This window comes from Corallococcus sp. AS-1-6, assembly GCF_020037015.1.
In the GTDB taxonomy this organism is placed as follows: Bacteria; Myxococcota; Myxococcia; order Myxococcales; family Myxococcaceae; genus Corallococcus.
Window position 1 is genome coordinate 55,174 of the sequence record NZ_JAIQDE010000022.1, and the last position, 15,848, is coordinate 71,021.

11 protein-coding genes are annotated in these 15,848 nt (G+C 71.1%); 5 read left to right on the forward strand and 6 right to left on the reverse strand.

The genetic code is table 11. The annotated features are described in order from the left end of the window. Nucleotides 1-7: 7 nt before the first annotated feature. Nucleotides 8-481 carry a hypothetical protein gene (locus K8612_RS26685; protein ID WP_206799241.1) on the reverse strand — a complete coding sequence of 158 codons (474 nt, stop codon included), beginning with the start codon at nt 479-481 and terminating at the stop codon, nt 8-10. Nucleotides 482-840: 359 nt separating this feature from the next. Here K8612_RS26685 and K8612_RS26690 point away from each other — a divergent pair, with 359 nt between their 5' ends. From K8612_RS26690 to acnA, 5 genes are all read left to right on the forward strand, one after another. Beyond that, entirely contained in the window at nt 841-1,866 is a 1,026-nt protein-coding gene (locus K8612_RS26690) for a YafY family protein (protein ID WP_223741263.1), read from the forward strand. After that, nucleotides 1,863-2,792 (forward strand): YafY family protein, encoded by a 930-nt coding sequence (locus K8612_RS26695; protein ID WP_223741262.1) that lies wholly within the window; start codon nt 1,863-1,865, stop codon nt 2,790-2,792. Before K8612_RS26690 ends, K8612_RS26695 begins: the two co-directional genes overlap by 4 nt. A gap of 6 nt (nt 2,793-2,798) precedes the next feature. Beyond that, on the forward strand, nt 2,799-4,406 hold the full coding sequence (locus tag K8612_RS26700; protein ID WP_223741261.1) for an FHA domain-containing protein: 1,608 nt from the start codon (nt 2,799-2,801) through the stop codon (nt 4,404-4,406). 102 nt (nt 4,407-4,508) lie between these two features. Continuing rightward, a complete protein-coding gene (locus K8612_RS26705; protein WP_223764366.1) occupies nt 4,509-5,741 on the forward strand; it encodes a phosphatidylserine/phosphatidylglycerophosphate/cardiolipin synthase family protein in 1,233 nt (410 codons plus the stop codon). Between the two features lie 128 nt (nt 5,742-5,869). Beyond that, on the forward strand, nt 5,870-8,605 hold the full coding sequence (gene acnA / locus K8612_RS26710; RefSeq protein ID WP_223741259.1) for an aconitate hydratase AcnA: 2,736 nt from the start codon (nt 5,870-5,872) through the stop codon (nt 8,603-8,605). Nucleotides 8,606-8,680: 75 nt separating this feature from the next. Here acnA and K8612_RS26715 read toward each other — a convergent pair whose 3' ends face one another. The 5 genes from K8612_RS26715 to K8612_RS26735 are packed head-to-tail and all read right to left on the reverse strand — an operon-like array spanning nt 8,681 to nt 15,716. Continuing rightward, entirely contained in the window at nt 8,681-9,103 is a 423-nt protein-coding gene (locus K8612_RS26715; protein WP_223741258.1) for a GTP pyrophosphokinase, read from the reverse strand. A gap of 31 nt (nt 9,104-9,134) precedes the next feature. Next, a complete protein-coding gene (locus K8612_RS26720; protein WP_223764367.1) occupies nt 9,135-9,761 on the reverse strand; it encodes a hypothetical protein in 627 nt (208 codons plus the stop codon). Between the two features lie 26 nt (nt 9,762-9,787). After that, nucleotides 9,788-10,885, reverse strand: a complete 1,098-nt coding sequence (locus tag K8612_RS26725) for a PilW family protein (RefSeq protein ID WP_223764368.1) — start codon at nt 10,883-10,885, stop codon at nt 9,788-9,790. Next, nucleotides 10,882-11,481, reverse strand: coding sequence for a type II secretion system protein (locus K8612_RS26730; RefSeq protein WP_223741255.1), 600 nt, complete (start codon nt 11,479-11,481; stop codon nt 10,882-10,884). The genes K8612_RS26725 and K8612_RS26730 overlap by 4 nt, the downstream gene beginning before the upstream one ends. Next, complete coding sequence (locus K8612_RS26735) at nt 11,478-15,716, reverse strand: hypothetical protein (RefSeq protein ID WP_223764369.1); 4,239 nt, start codon at nt 15,714-15,716, stop codon at nt 11,478-11,480. The genes K8612_RS26730 and K8612_RS26735 overlap by 4 nt, the downstream gene beginning before the upstream one ends. Nucleotides 15,717-15,848 lie beyond the last annotated feature (132 nt).

Genomic DNA, 15,848 nt, shown 5'->3' on the forward strand with positions numbered 1-15,848 from the left:
CGTGCGCCTAGATGGAGGAGGAGACGGACTTCACCGTGCCGGTCTCCGGCTCCGTCAGCCGCATCAGCGCGCGGAACTCCGGGGAGTCCACCTTCATCAGGAGCAGCGACACCTCCAGCTCCCCCGGCACCCGGCCCAACTGGAGCTTGCGCTCCTGGCCGTGCAGCAGGGCGAGCTGCGAGTGGCCTTCCCCCTCCGGCAGGGACAGGTCCACCTGGAGCTGGAAGGAGTCGCCCTCGCCCTTGGGCGTGAGCACCAGCCGGTAGTCCGCCACCGTCGCGCCCGGACGGCGGCGCTCGGCGCGCAGGGTGCGGCCCGCCTCGCCCAGCAGCTTGGGCTGGGCGATCAGCCGGCCGTCGCGCCGGACCTCCAGCGCGAAGTAGAGCGGTTCGTTGCGGGCGTGCGCCGGGGTGGAGACGAAGGCCAGCAGCACCAGCGCCAGCCCGGGAAGCCACTTCTTCAGCAGGGAGGTGCGGTCCATGGTCGAGCCCTCGTCAAAGCTTCGGTCCGCCGCGTCGGCCCCACGGCAGCCAGCAGGGCCTCCAGGAGGCCTGCTGTCGCTTCTCACCCAATTCGACAATGTCCAAGGAATAACCCAGACGCGCCCCGAGCGCGAGCCCCACGCCCGGGGTTGTCTGCTGGCTTGCGGACGAAACGAGGGGTACATGGAGATACCTGCTTGCCTGTTCAGTTTGGGGCGGCTATCCCCCCTTGGACGGAGCCAGCCCCCTCCACTGTTCCTTTTCTGTTCGTTTCCATCCCTGCCCCCTTCTCCCACCCCGGAAGTCCCCGGTCTCTTGATCTCCCGGGTCCTGTCCGCCATGGTCACCGATCACCTGAATGGACCGCACGGAACGCATCCTTGATCTCGTGGCACTGCTGCTCGACGCGCGGGAACCCATCTCCTGGGCCGAGCTGCGTGAGCACTTCCCCGCGGACTACGGCGGCTCGGACGACGCCGCCGAGCGCAAGTTCGAGCGCGACAAGGCGGAGCTCGTCGAGCTGGGCTTCCCGCTGAGCTACGTGCAGGGCGACGACGAGCGGCGCGACGGCTACATCGTCGACCGCAACGTCTACTACCTGCCGGAGGCGGACCTCACGAAGGAGGAGCTGGCCGTGCTCTACGCCGCCGGGTCCGCCGCGCTGGCGTCCGGCGCGTTCCCCGGCCGCGACGACCTGGCGCACGCGCTGCGGAAGATTGGCTTCTTCGCCGGCGAATCCCTGCCCACCCCGCGCGTGCGCATGGAGCTGGGCACCGGCCAGCAGGGCCAGGAGAAGGAGGTCTCCGCCCGCCTGGAGCAGCTCTGGGATGCGTGCTCCGCCCACAAGTGGGTGCAGTTGACCTATGGCAGCCCCCGCAAGGACGGCGTCACCGAGCGGCGCGTGGACCCGTACGGCCTGGCGCTCCGGCGCGGCGTGTGGACGCTGGTGGGCTACTGCCACCTGCGCCAGGGCCTGCGCACCTTCCACGTCCACCGCATCCGGGAGCTGAAGGTGAACACCGCCCGGCCGCGCACGCCGGACTTCGAGGTGCCGGCGGACTTCTCGCTGGACGCCCACGTGGCCTACTTCCCCTGGCAGTACCGCTTCCATGAGCCGCTGGAGGTGACGCTCCAGCTCACCGGGCCGCAGGCCTCGCGCGCGGGGTCGCTGTTCCCGGGCGCGGCGCTGGAGCCGGTGTCCGAAGGCGTGGTGCGGGCCCGCTTCCCGGTGACGTTCCTGGACGGGCTGACGCGCTTCGTCCTGTCCCTGGGGCAGGACTGCCGCGTGGAGGGGCCTCCGGAGGCGCGCGAGCGCCTGGAGCGGATGGCCGCGAACATCCTGGCGAAGCACGCGCCGGTGGAAGGTCAGCGGGTGAGCGCATGAGCAACGTCCACGAGCGGCTGCGCCGCCTGCTGTTCCTCGTTCCCTACGTCTCCAAGCACCCCGGCGTCACCGTGGAGGCCCTGGCGAAGGCCCTCAACATCAGCCGCGAGGACCTGCTGGAGGAGCTGGACCTGCTCACCTGCGTGGGCCGGCCGCCCTTCAACCCGGACGACTACATCGACATCTACGTGGACAACGACCGCGTCTACGTGGACCTGGATCAGCGCCTGTTCGCGCCGCCCCGGCTGACCGCGGGCGAGGCCGCGGCCCTGGCCGCCGCGGCGGAGCTGTTGCGCCCGGCCACCGGCGACGCGCTCCAGAGCGCCCTCACCAAGCTGGAGGGCATCATCCCGCCCGCCGCCCGCGAGCGCTTCCGGGACATGTACCGGAAGATCGACGCCTCCGCGGACGCGCCCCCGGCGCTGGGGCCCCTCACCCGGGCCATCCTGGAGCGCCTGGAGGTGACGTTCGGCTATGCCAGCCCCGGCCGCCCCACGGAGCCGCGCCGGGTGCGCCCCTACGAGCTGCTCAGCCACCGCGGCCAGTGGTACCTCCAGGGCTTCTGCCACACCCGCCAGGACGCGCGCCTGTTCCGGCTGGACCGCATGGAGGACCTGGCCGTCACCACCACCGCCTTCCAGCCCCCGCCGGACGCCCGCGCGGACGTGCCCAACCCGGCCCGCGGCGCCAGCGAGGCCTCCGTCCGGGTGCGCTTCACCCCCACGGCGGCACCCTACGTGAAGGAGCGCTTCGGCCAGGACGCCCGCCCGCTCGCCGACGGAGGGGTGGAGGTGCGGGTGGCCGGAGACAGTGAGCGCTGGCTCACGCAGTGGGTGCTATCCTTCGGGGGAGAGGCGGAGGTGCTGGAGCCGGCGAGCGCGCGCGCCGCCGTTGCCCGAGCCGTACATGCCTCGATAGGCTCCTAGGACGACATGGCCTTCCAACTGACGATCTCCGAGGGAAAAGACGCCGGCAAGGAGTTCGTCTTCGACCAGGACTCCGTGCTCATCGGGCGCACCTCCGAGTGCGACGTGGTGCTGTACGACCCCGGCATCTCCCGCCGCCACTGCCGCATCTTCCAGGACGGGGATGGCTACGCGGTGGAGGACCAGAAGAGCGCCAACGGCACGCTCGTCAACGGCGCGGCGGTGCAGAAGCAGGCGCTGACGGACGGCGACACGCTCACGCTGGGCCCGGTGACGTTCCTCTTCGCGATCGCCGCGGAGGACGCGCCCACCGGCGAGGACGAGAAGCCCGCGGAGGACGGCGCCAACAGCACGCGCATCGTCTCCATCGACTCCGTGCGCAAGTCGCGCAACAAGAAGGGCGCCGCGCTCGTGCCGGAAGGCGCGGACGAGGAGGACCTGCAGGGCATCCGCGCGGAGTCCACGCGCATGAACATGCGCGCCATCCGCCGGCCCACCTCTTCCGCCCAGCGCGCGGTGCCCCAGGCTCCGCCCCCGGAGGAGGACGCTCCGGCGGCCATCGAAAAGCCCGCGTCCGCGCCGCCGCCCGCGCGCCGCACCGGCTCGCAGTCCTCCCGCGCGGTGGCCCGCACGCCCCGCGCCGGTGGCGCCAGCGGCGGCGGTGGCCTGTCCGCGGCCGAGCGCGCCCGCATCCGCCGTGAGACGCCGGGCCTGATGGCCAACCTGCGCCTGTTCTGGGCGGAGGCGAACTCCAAGGTCCGCGCGGGCGTGATGGCCGGCGGCGGCGTGGTGGTGCTGGGCCTCTTCGCCCTCATGTACTGGCTGGTGCTGGGCGGCGAGGACACGGTGCAGAAGGGCGAGGAGCCCGTGCGCCTGACCAACCAGCCCATCACGGACTCGTTCGGCCTGGGCGACGGCGTCACCTGGAACCGGCCGGACATGAAGGTCTTCGAGTGGGAGTTCGTCGCCGCGACGCGCGCGGTGGTCATCCTCCACTACCAGGCCCAGGGCATCTCCAAGGACGAGGTGGTGGTGAGCGTCAACGGCGTGGACGTGGGCAAGGTGCCCCCGGACACGATGGCCAGCCAGGAGCGCTCGCTGGAGCTGATGATCCCGCCCCAGCAGCTCCGCAAGGGCGAGCCCAACCGCATCATCTTCGACAACACCCGCAACCCGCCGGGCGAGGACACCTGGCGCGTGTGGAACGTCTGGGTGGAGCGCGCGCTGCTCCCCGAGGACCTCACCACGCAGCAGCTCCTGCAGAACGCCAACGACCTCTTCAAGAAGGGCCGCAAGAACTTCGACACGCCGGACATCGGGGCGCGCAACCGCTACGAGGCCTGGAAGTCCTTCCGCGAGGCGTGGCTGATGCTGGAGGCCCACCCGGACCCGAAGCCGGACCTCTACTTCGAGGCCCAGGAGGCCATGCGGCGCGCCCAGATGGAGCTGGACCGCACCTGCTCCAAGCTGCTGCTGGAGGTGGAGGGCTACTACAACCAGGGCCACTACAAGCAGGCCGCCTCCACGCTGGACCACATGCGCGAGTACTTCCCCGAGTACGACCAGCCGTGCGCCACGCGCGCGGAGAACAAGCGCATCGAGTTCGGCCTGTAGCCGGGCTCCGTCGTCCAGTGGACGGTGCAACCCCGCCAGGGAGGCGGGCGGGGCCCGTCCGGGTTGCCGGTCCCTCCCCCCGTTCCCACCCTGAGTGGGGTGATGCGTGAGCTGGCGGGGGAGGACGGGCGGACGGAAGGGTTGGTGCCGGAGCACGGCCCGGTGTGGAGCGCCGGGGTGTCACGGCGCCTGCTCGCCCGCTACTACCTGCCGCAGCGCCACACCACCCTCCAGGGCAACGCGTGCCGCCTGCTGCGTGACGGCGTGGAGGCCTACCCGGAGATGCTGGAGGCCATCCGCCGCGCCCACCGCTCCATCCGCCTGGAGACGTACATGTTCGTCACCGACGCGGTGGGCGAGCTGTTCGGCCAGGCGCTGGCGGAGGCCGCCGAGCGCGGCGTGCACGTGAAGGTGCTCTACGACGCGGTGGGGTCCTGGACCAGCCGCAGGAGCTTCTTCGAAGGCCTGCGCGCGCGGGGCGTGGACGTGCGGGCCTTCAAGCCCTTCAGCCTCCAGCGCGGGCTGCGCCACCTGCTGCGCCGGGACCACCGGAAGATCCTCGTGGTGGACGGCACGGTGGCCTTCACGGGCGGGGTGAACATCGCGGCGCACTGGGCCCCGGAGGGGCAGGGCGTGGCCTGGCGCGACGACGTGCTGCGGATTGAGGGCCCCGCGGTGCACGAGCTGGAGCGGCGCTTCCTCGCCACGTGGCGGATGATGTTCCGCGACCGCCTGAGCCGGCTGCGCCGGCGCATGCGCGGCGGGGCGCAGACGCTGAAGGCCCTGCCCCGGCGGGGCGACGTGGGGCTGGCGGTGTTGTCCAGCCGCCGCAGCATCCACCGCGCGTACCTGCACGCCATCCAGCGCGCGCGGCGCAGCGTGCTCATCGCCGCGGGCTACTTCGTGCCGGACCGGCGCATGGTGGCCGCGCTCAAGGACGCGGCGAAGCGGGGCGTGGAGGTGAGCCTGCTGCTCAACGGGGGCAAGAGCGACCACCCGTTCCTCGAGCACGCGACGCGCGCCTTCTACGAGCCGCTGATGGACGCCGGCATCCGCATCTTCGAGTGGCGCCGGGGCGTGCTGCACGCGAAGACGGCCGTGGTGGACGGGGTGTGGGGCACCATCGGGTCGTTCAACCTGGAGCGGCTGTCCCTGGCCTTCAACCACGAGGTGAACGCCGTCTTCGCGGACCCCCGGCTGGGGCGCGACCTGGAGGACTCGTTCCGCCTGGATTGCGGCAACTGCCGTGAAGTGGACCTGGCCGCCTTCCGCCGCCGCCCCCTCTGGCAGAAGGCCGTGGAGCGGGTGCTGTACCTCTTCCGCAAGGTGCTCTGAGCGGGCCCGTAAGCCCGGGGGCCAAGACAACCGTCCACCGCCTTCAACGCGGTGCAGGAACCCTTTGCATGCCGGGGGGGACACGCCTAGAAGTTGCGTCATTCCGGCACGGAAGGACGGCAACGCACATGACGGACAGTTTCGGCACCAAGGCCCAGCTCAAGGTGGGCTCGGCGACCTACGACTATTTCAGCCTGGCCACGCTGGCGAAGGCGCACCCGGCGGTCAACCGCCTCCCGTTCTCGCTGAAGGTCCTGCTGGAGAACCTGCTGCGCAACGAGGACGGCCGCGTCGTCAAGCGCGAGCACATCGAGAAGATGCTCGCCTGGGACCCCAAGGCCACCCCGGAGACCGAGATCTCCTTCCACCCCGCGCGCGTGCTGCTCCAGGACTTCACCGGCGTGCCCGCCGTCGTGGACATGGCCGCCATGCGCGAGGCGCTCGCCGCCATGGGCGGTGACCCGGCGAAGATCAACCCGCGCAACCCGGCGGACCTGGTCATCGACCACTCGGTGCAGATTGATTCGTTCGCCACCACCGCGGCCTTCAAGGAGAACGCGGAGCTGGAGTTCGAGCGCAACCGCGAGCGCTACGCCTTCCTGCGCTGGGGCCAGAGCGCGTTCAAGGGCTTTGGCGTGGTGCCGCCGGACATCGGCATCTGCCACCAGGTGAACCTGGAGTTCCTGGCGCAGGTGACGTTCCGCCAGGGCAGCACCGTGTACCCGGACACGCTGGTGGGCACGGACAGCCACACCACGATGATCAACGGCCTGGGCGTGGTGGGCTGGGGCGTGGGCGGCATCGAGGCGGAGGCCGCGCTGCTGGGCCAGCCCATCACGATGCTGATTCCGCAGGTGGTGGGCTTCAAGCTCACCGGCAAGCTGCCCGCGGGCGCCACGGCCACGGACCTGGTGCTCACCGTCACGCAGATGCTCCGCAAGAAGGGCGTGGTGGGCAAGTTCGTGGAGTTCTACGGCGAGGGCCTGAAGGGGCTGTCGCTGCCGGACCGCGCCACCATCGCCAACATGGCCCCGGAGTACGGCGCCACCATCGGCTTCTTCCCGGTGGACGAGGAGAGCTGCAACTACCTGCGCTTCACCGGCCGCCCGGATGACGTCGTGGCGCTGACGGAGGCGTACGCCAAGACGCAGGGCCTGTGGCTGGAGGCCGGCGCGCAGGACCCCCTCTTCAGCGACACGCTGGAGCTGGACCTGGCCGCCGTGGTGCCCAGCCTGGCGGGCCCCAAGCGCCCGCAGGACCGCGTGCCCCTGAAGGACATGAAGGCCGGGTACGAGAAGTCCCTGGTGGAGATGCTCGCCGCGGGCAAGAGCAAGGGCGAGGACGACGAGGGCCCCAAGGGCGGCGCCAAGGCCCCCGCGGCCCCGGTGCCCCCGGAGCGTCTGGCCCAGGCCGTCACCGTGAAGGCGGGCCGCCAGAGCTACCAGGTGGGCCACGGCGCGGTGGTCATCGCGTCCATCACGTCCTGCACCAACACGTCCAACCCGGCGGTGCTGGTGGCCGCGGGCATCCTGGCGAAGAAGGCCGTGGAGAAGGGCCTCAAGCCGCAGCCCTGGGTGAAGACGTCCCTGGCCCCGGGCAGCCGCGTGGTGACGGAGTACCTGCGCGACGCGGGCCTCCTGCCCTACCTGGAGGCCGTGGGCTTCCACGTCGTGGGCTACGGCTGCACCACCTGCATCGGCAACTCCGGCCCGCTGCCGGAGCCCGTGTCCAACGCGGTGGTGGAGGGCGACCTGGTGGTGGCGGCGGTGCTGTCCGGCAACCGCAACTTCGAGGGCCGCATCAACCCGCACGTGCGCATGAACTACCTGGCGAGCCCCCCGCTCGTGGTGGCGTACGCGCTGGCCGGTGAGGTGGGCCGCGACCTGGACACCGAGCCGCTGGGCACGGACCCCAACGGCCGCCCGGTGTTCCTCAAGGACATCTGGCCGTCCAACGAGGAGATCAAGGAGACCATCCGCACGGCCGTGAAGCCGGAGCAGTTCCGCAGCCAGTACGCGAACGCCATGGAGGGCGACACGCTCTGGCAACAGCTCCAGGTGAGCAAGGGCTCCACGTTCAAGTGGGATGAGAAGTCCACCTACGTGCGCAAGCCGCCCTTCTTCGAGAACCTCCCGAAGGAGCCCAAGGCCGTCCAGGACATCAAGGGCGCGCGCGTGCTGGCGCTCCTGGGTGACTCCGTCACGACGGACCACATCTCCCCGGCGGGCAACATCGCCAAGACGAGCCCCGCGGCGAAGTACCTCATGGCGGAGGGCGTGGAGCCCAAGGACTTCAACTCCTACGGCGCGCGCCGCGGCAACCACGAGGTGATGGTGCGCGGCACCTTCGCCAACATCCGCCTGAAGAACCTGCTGGTCCCGGGCGTGGAGGGCGGCGTCACGGTGCACATCCCCACGCGGGAGCGGATGAGCATCTACGACGCGTCCATGAAGTACCAGGCGGACGGCACGCCCCTGGTGGTGCTGGCGGGCGCCGAGTACGGCACGGGCTCCAGCCGCGACTGGGCGGCCAAGGGCACGCAGCTCCTGGGCGTGAAGGCCGTCATCGCCAAGAGCTTCGAGCGCATCCACCGCTCCAACCTCGTGGGCATGGGCGTGCTGCCCCTGCAGTTCGAGGCGGGCCAGGACGCGCAGTCGCTGGGCCTCACCGGCCACGAGACGTTCGAGATCACCGGCATCGCGGAGGGGCTGGCGCCGCAGAAGAAGCTCACCGTGAAGGCCACCGGTGAGAAGGGCCCCATCGAGTTCACGGCGCTGTGCCGCATCGACACGCCGAACGAGCTCGACTACTACCGCAACGGCGGCATCCTCCAGTACGTGCTCCGCCAGCTCGCCAAGGCGTAAGCGGCGCGTCACGCTGGTTTCGCGGCCCGGCCGCCCTCGCTGAGGGGCTGCCGGGCCGTCGTCTTTTCCGGGGGGCTACTCCGCGCGCAGGCGCGTCCAGGCGGCCACGTAGCGCGACAGGCGCTCGGCGTCCCTGGGCGTGACGGCCTTCAGCCGGCGCACGTCCATGTTGTCCTCCAGGTCCGCCAGCTTCACGCGGCGGGCCAGGGGGTGGGGGCGCAGCCGCTCGATGAAGGCCTCGTAGCTTTCGCCCTCGCGCTTCGTCAGGCAGTCCAGCGCGGACAGCACGTCCTCCGGGTAGCCCAGGCCGCGCAGGCGCTCCAGCGTGTACGGCGTGTCCTCCACCACGTCGTGGAGGATGGCCACGGTGCGCTCCGCGTCGGACGACAGACGCAGCATCACCCGCATGGGGTGGAGGATGTAGGGCTGTCCTGCCTTGTCGCGCTGACCCTGGTGCGCGGCCACCGCCAGGGCGATGGCGTCTTCGAGCGTGGGCATGGGCCCGAGCTTCGCACGCCCGGCGGACGGCTCAACGGTTGAGGTTGCCGGAGCCCGTGCCGCCCGCCGTCTGCGCCGTGTAGGCGTGGCCGCCGCCGTTGTACTGGAGGATGCCCTCCACGGCGAGCGCGTTGGGGTCCAGTTGGTTGCTGTTGCCCCGGCGCGGAATCATCGTCTCGCTGATGCAGATGGCGCCCACCACCACCTGTTGATCATTGTCGCGGTTCCACTCCGGAGCGAGCGGCTTGAACTCGTCCTCGTTGTCCCGGATGTAGAGGTACACGTCGTCCTTGCCGTCGCCGTCCAGGTCCGCGAACAGCGCGGGGTTGACCGTCTTGATGGCCGCGCGGCCGGCGTCGGTGCGCGGGTCGGCGGGGGCGGTGTTGGTGGACGAGGCGATGGGGTCGTAGGCGCCCGGGTTGCTCAGGAAGGTGTCCCACTGGGCGTAGTTGCGGCCGAAGTAGCCGCGCGCCAGTTGCAGGCCGCTCTCCGCGCAGCCCTGCCGCTGGCCCGTGCGGCTGGACGTCACGGCGCGCGAGCGCTCGCTGCTGGCGTAGGCCATCACGCCCGCCACCAGGCCCAGGAGCACGGTGACGAGCAGCACGACGAGCAGCAGCGTGGAGCCTCGGGGGGAGCGGGACGAAGCGCGTGGGGACATGGCGGAGGGCCTCACGGAGGACGGACTCACAGGCTGGCGGCGGCCAGGTTGGGCAGCTCCGCCCGGCGCGAGAAGAGGCTGCGGAAGTAGCCGTCCGCGGGGGCCGCGGCCGGGGTGTGGTTCTCCACCGGGATGGGCAGGTCCTCGGAGAGCACGGACTGGCTCTGCGTGTCGCGCCGGGGCGTGCGGCCGGTGGCCACCACGCTGATGCGCACGGAGCGCAGGCCCGGCGTGTACTCGGGCTGGAGGCCGTTCTGGAAGTCGTAGCGGGTGGGGTCGCCGGTGTTGCTGGCGTCGATGCCGAACGTCACCTGGAAGTCCTCCACGTGGTCCTGCACCACCACCGGGTCGGCCATGTCCACGAAGGGGCGCCCCGACACGTCGCTGCCGGGCCTGCCCTCCGCGCGCATCAGCGCCTTGCGGCCGGTGCTCGCGTTCGTCCCGATGAAGAAGTGCAGCAGCCGCACGGGGTACACCAGGTCGCCCTTCTGGAAGCCGCCCTTGTGGGGCGCGTTGGAGAAGCCCGGCACGCCGGTCTCCAGGTAGTTCACCGTGGCCGTGGGCGGGGTGCTCGTCACCGACGTCTGGGTGAGCAGCGCGGCGCTCTTCATGTTGCTGGCCACCAGCATGGGGTTGGCGGGCGCGGCGCCGGCGAACGTGCCCTGGCAGTTGACCTCCAGGGCGCCGGTGCCCGGCTTCACCACCGTCATCGCCGCGCCCGGCGCGCAGTCGCGGCCCAGGTAGTTGCGGTCCGGCACCACCAGCCACAGGTCGTCGCTGCCGTCCGTGCCCGGCGCGTTGCCCGTCGTGGTGGCGGCGAGCACGCCCATGCCCGCGCCGTCACCGCCGAAGACGGGGTTGATGCGCTGGGGCGTTCCGCTGGACACCACCCAGAGGCCCTCGGACATGCCCGCGCCGGCCTGGCGCACCGCGGACAGCAGCGTCTCTCCCGCGAGCCGCGCGTTGTCATGGCTGTCCGCCACGTGCTCCGTGTTGTGCACCACGCGCCCGCCCGCCAGCAGCAGCGCGGTGGCCGCCGCCAGGATGATGGTGGCGAGCACCGCGGCCACCATCGTCTCCAGCAGCGTCATGCCGCGCGCGTTCGTCCGGAGCCGGGTCCTCATAGGACGAAGACCTCGCTGTGCACGATGGCGCGCTCCAGGCTGTCGCCCTTGCGGTACGCGCGCGTCCAGAACGTGAAGGGCAGGGCCCCGGCGGGCACCATCGCCTGGGCCGCGGGCGGCAGGTCCTGGGGCAGCCCCTGCGTCACCAGGACCTCGCGGCAGTAGACGTCGCGGGGCAGCACCGAGTCCGGGGTGGCGGCGGTGCAGGGCGTGCCGGCGGGCACGTCCAGCGCGGGCTCCACCTGGCCCGTGGGGCGCACGCGGAAGTACGCGCCGGTGCCGATGTCACCCGCCTGCGGCGCGCTGGGGTCCAGCACCCAGGGCGCCGTGGCCAGGGCCACGTCCGGCGGGAAGAGCGCGGGCCGGGGGACGGCCTGGTGGGCCAGGTCCATCTTGGACGCGAGCCACAGCCGCTGCACGCGCGCCTCCAGCAGCATGCGCCGGCCCTGGAGCACCTGGCCGTCCTTCACGTCGCGGGTGGCGGCCACCATGCCCATCACGGCGCCCACGGCGGCCAGCGCCAGCACGCACATGGCGATGAGCACCTCCAGCAGGCCGCTGCCGCGCCGGGGGGCGGAGGAGGGAAGGGCTCTCATTCGAGGAACCTCTGGCTCCAGTTGAGGAGCTGGTAGAGCACGCCGTTGTTGCCGTCCACGGAGTCCTTCGCGTTGGGACTGGAGGCGCCCGTGTTGTTCGCGTTGTCGATGCGGGTGACGCGCAGGGCGCTCACCTCCGCGCCCACCACGTAGTCCGTGGACGCGCCGCCGTTGTCGCGGTGGTAGACGGCCACGCCGCCGTAGTTGGCCAGCGTGGCGCCGCTCATGGGCTGGATGCCCGCCTGCGTGGCCGCCGTGTTGCCCAAATCGATGCTGTAGGTGTGGCCGCCGACGGACGCGCTCAGCAGCATGGGGTCGTTCACGGACTCCTCCGCGGTGCTGAAGTACGCGGTGCGCCCGGCGATGGTGATGTTGCCGTAGACGTGCTCGGGCGCGGGGAAGATGAGCGGGAAGGGCGGGGGCTCCTGGAGCACGCCGTAGGTGTTCGCCTCCGTGTGGGCCAGGTTCGCGTCGATGGGCGACCCGTCCAGCCGCTTGCCGTCCATGCCCAGCGGCAGCCGCAGGCCCGCGTCCAGCAGCAGCGCGTGGAAGCGCCCCCCCACCGTGTCCGGCACCCAGTCCATGCCGGCGGTGCCCACCAGGGCCACCACCTTGCCCTTGTACGCGCCGAAGGCGGAGGTGTTCGCCGCGTCGAGCGGGATGCGCGCCAGGCCCACGTTGGTGCTGATGGGCTGGCTGGCGGGGGGCAGCCCGCCGATGTTCATCGCCGCGTACTTGCAGGGCGAGGCCTCCGAGCACGCGGGGCCCATGCGCGCCACGTTGAGGTTCATGCCGGTGGACGCGTCCAGCTCCCAGAGCCGGCCCTCCATGTCGCCCACGTAGAGGCGCGCGGCGCCGCTCGAGTCCTGCGACACGGTGGGCGCGGCGGGCGCGCTGTTGTCCACGCTGCTGGTGTAGGCCTGCTGCCACTGCCACAGCTTCTGGCCGGTGGCCACGTCGATGGCGAACACCTGCACGCCCTTGGCGGGAGTGCCGGGGGAGCCCGGCACCGGCAGCGCGCCGGAGCTGCTGGAGGCGACGAAGACGGCGTACACGGGCTCCATGCCCAGCCGGCCCACGCCCACGGACAGCCCTCGCGAGCCGCCCAGGCCGCTGTAGTCATACAGGCCGCTGGGCAGCCGGCCGGGGTCCGAGCGCGGCGGCAGGAGGAAGAGGCTGGAGTCCTCGTCCCAGGTGTACGTCCAGTCCAGGCCGCCCTGGCCCCTGTCCGCCAGCGCCACCGCGGAGTTGGGCGCGCTGGAGGTGGCGTAGTGGCTGCCCACCAGGTGCCACAGCAGCACGGGCTTGAGCGGGTGGGTGACGTCCATCGCGAACAGGTCGCGCCCCGTCTGGCCCACGTTGGCGACGAGCACGGTGTGCCACTCGCGGCGGCCGCTGCCCACGAAGTCCGCGAACACGTCGAAGACGGCGGGCGCGCTGTTCACCCGCGCGGTGTTGTTGCGCAGGCCCGCGAGCTGCGTGGCCGGCAGGAAGCTCCAGAGCTCCGTGCCCGGCGGGGGCGGGGTGCCGCTGCGGAAGCGCTGGGCGAAGTCCGTCTTGAAGCGCGCGCTGGCGTCCGGGTTGGGGAAGCTCAGGTTCTGCGCGGGGCCGTCATAGCGCGCGCCGCCGGACACGTAGAAGGCGTGCACCTGGCCATCCAGGCCCGCCGCGTAGGCCACCGTGGGCCGGGCGGCGTTGCGGTCCGGGATGTGGGGGCTGGCCGTCACCACCACGGGCGATGAGTGGATGAAGCCGCCCAGGTGCGCCTTGTTGTCCGCGTCCTCGTTGTTGCACTGGGTGTTGGCGGGTTCGAGGATGGGCGTCTCACCGGCGCCGTCGCGGCCGGACACCGTGGCGTAGCAGTAGCCGCGCACCCGCTGGAGCATCATCGCCACCGCGTTGAAGTCCACGGACAACTGCGTCTTGTTGATGAACTCGTTGGTGACGCCGAAGTCCGCCCCGGCCACCTGCGGCGAGTACTGCGTCGCCTGCTGCAGGTCGCAGACGCCGTCCGGCCCCTTCACGAAGTCGTAGCGGAAGCCGCCGTCACGCGTCGTGGCGCGCCCGAGCTTCAGCTCGTCCACGCAGCCGGGGTTGGGGGTGGAGCCGTAGTTGCGGTTGATGCGCGTGCCGGAGACCTCCTCCGGCTTCCAGCCCACCTGCATCACCCCGTGCGGCGCGGAGCGGCCGGCGCCCAGCGACGGGTTCACCGTCACCTCGCCGCCGAAGTAGGTGAAGAGGTTGCGGTCGCCGGGCAGGGGCATGCGCGCGTCCGCGTTCCACAGGGTGCCGTCCGACAGGGAGTTCTCCCCCGTGGACAGCGCGTCCCCGCCAATGAGCGAGTGCGCGCGCAGCGTGCCCGGGTAGTAGGGGAACACCCAGTGCGAGCCCTGCGCGGGCGTGTACGTGTCCGCGCCGGGCGGGTAGCCCGTCACGGCGTTGTAGGACGTCTTGAACAGGAGGGCGCGCGAGCCGTTGGTGTCGCTGCCGTTGGTGTCGTCCAGCGCGACGGGCGCGGACACGGTGCGCTCGCTCTGCAGCGGTTCGCTTCCCAGGTTGAGCAGCGTGTTGAGCACGATGCGCGTGCCCGCGACGCTGCCCTTGAAGTCATGGCCCGCCAGATAGACGATGGTCGCCTTCTGCGGATCATTGTCCTTCTGGTTGAAGGAGAAGAAGTCGTGGCCGCGGTGGTTGTCCACCGCCACGTCCGTGGGGTTGTCGTACTGGTTGCCCGCGGCGTAGTTCACCCAGCTCACCGCCAGCCGCCGCACGCCGTTCTTGAACGTCGTGCGGTAGTTCTCCGTCTCGCCCGCCACGTTGTTGAAGCGGAAGTCCCCCAACTGGGAGAAGGGGTCGCCCGGGTTGGGGTAGATGATGCAGGCGGGCCGGGGCGAGGACTCGTTGACGTAGTCGGGGTCCGTGCAGTTGCGGCCGTCCCACTTGTCGCCGCCGCCCAGCTTGTTCTTCTCGAAGGAGACGTCGCCCTGGAAGCGCGTGGACGGCACCAGCCCTCCGCCCACCTTGTCGGTGTGCTCGTAGGACCAGATGCTGGTGCACTCGGCGAACAGGCCGTTGCCGCGCTGGTTGGTGAAGTAGGCGATGTTGTTGAGGACGTTCTCCGCCTGGTTGCCGGCGCCGTCGCCGTTGGAGCGGTACTCGGGGCGGGTGCTGTCGCCAATCTGCCAGTGCGGGGCCCAGAACACGCGGTAGCGCGGGCGATCCGTGGCGGGGTCCACGGCGTTGAGCAGGCCGTGGGGGAACGCCGTGGTGGAGATGAGGTCCGCGTTGGCGTGGAGCGAGTCGTAGATGAGGCCGGGCTTGCCGCCGTTGAGCGCGCAGCCGCTGACGGTGCCCTGGGGGCAGCCCCCCGCGCCCGGGAAGTCCAGGCCCGCGTTGCGCAGGTAGTCGTCCAGCATGCCGCCCTTCACGAACGACGTGTCCACGGCGTTGTCGTCGTCCAGGTCCAGCAGGGCGATCTTCGGAGGCACCCGGTTGAGGCGCCGGCCGATGGGCGCGTTGAACTCGATGGTGGCCTGGTGCATGCGCACGTAGAAGCAGCCGCTGTTGTTCTTGAACGTGTCGCAGTTGCACGTGGTGCGGAACTTGTTCGGCGCGTCCGGCCCGGTGGAGGAGTTCAGGAAGTCGAGCGCGTTCTTCGCGTCCTTCGCGTCGATGATGAACGCGCCGCCCATGTACTGGACGTCCCGGAAGCCGCTGGCGCTGTTGAGCGTCCTGGCCGTGAAGTTCGGCCGCGCCTGGGTGGTGCTGGTGGTGAAGTTGTCGATGTTCCCTTGAGGGAACAGGCCGCTCGGGGGCAGCGCCTGCAGCGGCGGCACCGGCACGACGGGCGCCGCGTCCGCGCGGGAGATGTGGAAGTCGCAGCCGTCATTCCAGCTCGGGTCGTTCCACTGGCCGTTGTGCGGCAGGGGCGGCAGGTGCTTGTTGGTGGGCACGCAGCGGTTGGGGGACCGCTTCGTGTCGTCGATGGCCAGGTACACCGTCACCGGGTGGTTGGCGTTGAAGCCGCCCGCCTCGTTGGACTGCAACAGGCGCCACACCAGGCCGTAGGCCGACAGGCTTCCACAGCCCTGCTGGAAGGTGGCCTGCTCCGGGATGATGAGCGCGCCCTGGCTGAAGGTGACGATGTCCGTCGCGGACGCCGGCAGCGCCGTCACGAGCGCCAGGCCCAGCAGGATTCGCCGCGCCGCGGAGACTCTGGGGGAGATGGGGGCCAAGGGTTCACCGGGGGTTGGGGACCGACCGACCCCCCTCGGGGTCAGGGGTCACCCCGGCTTGTGCACACCGTGTGCCCTGGCGTGGGGCGCTTCCGTGCGGGAGGCGCCTTGGAAAGAAACCGTGTGGCTGTG

Bases quoted from the DNA above. Each gene is read 5' to 3' on its own strand.
- K8612_RS26685 (WP_206799241.1), bottom strand. From the start codon at position 481: ATGGACCGCACCTCCCTGCTGAAGAAGTGGCTTCCCGGGCTGGCGCTG.
- K8612_RS26690 (WP_223741263.1), top strand. From the start codon at position 841: ATGGACCGCACGGAACGCATCCTTGATCTCGTGGCACTGCTGCTCGAC.
- K8612_RS26695 (WP_223741262.1), top strand. From the start codon at position 1,863: ATGAGCAACGTCCACGAGCGGCTGCGCCGCCTGCTGTTCCTCGTTCCC.
- K8612_RS26700 (WP_223741261.1), top strand. From the start codon at position 2,799: ATGGCCTTCCAACTGACGATCTCCGAGGGAAAAGACGCCGGCAAGGAG.
- K8612_RS26705 (WP_223764366.1), top strand. From the start codon at position 4,509: ATGCGTGAGCTGGCGGGGGAGGACGGGCGGACGGAAGGGTTGGTGCCG.
- acnA (WP_223741259.1), top strand. From the start codon at position 5,870: ATGACGGACAGTTTCGGCACCAAGGCCCAGCTCAAGGTGGGCTCGGCG.
- K8612_RS26715 (WP_223741258.1), bottom strand. From the start codon at position 9,103: ATGCCCACGCTCGAAGACGCCATCGCCCTGGCGGTGGCCGCGCACCAG.
- K8612_RS26720 (WP_223764367.1), bottom strand. From the start codon at position 9,761: ATGTCCCCACGCGCTTCGTCCCGCTCCCCCCGAGGCTCCACGCTGCTG.
- K8612_RS26725 (WP_223764368.1), bottom strand. From the start codon at position 10,885: ATGAGGACCCGGCTCCGGACGAACGCGCGCGGCATGACGCTGCTGGAG.
- K8612_RS26730 (WP_223741255.1), bottom strand. From the start codon at position 11,481: ATGAGAGCCCTTCCCTCCTCCGCCCCCCGGCGCGGCAGCGGCCTGCTG.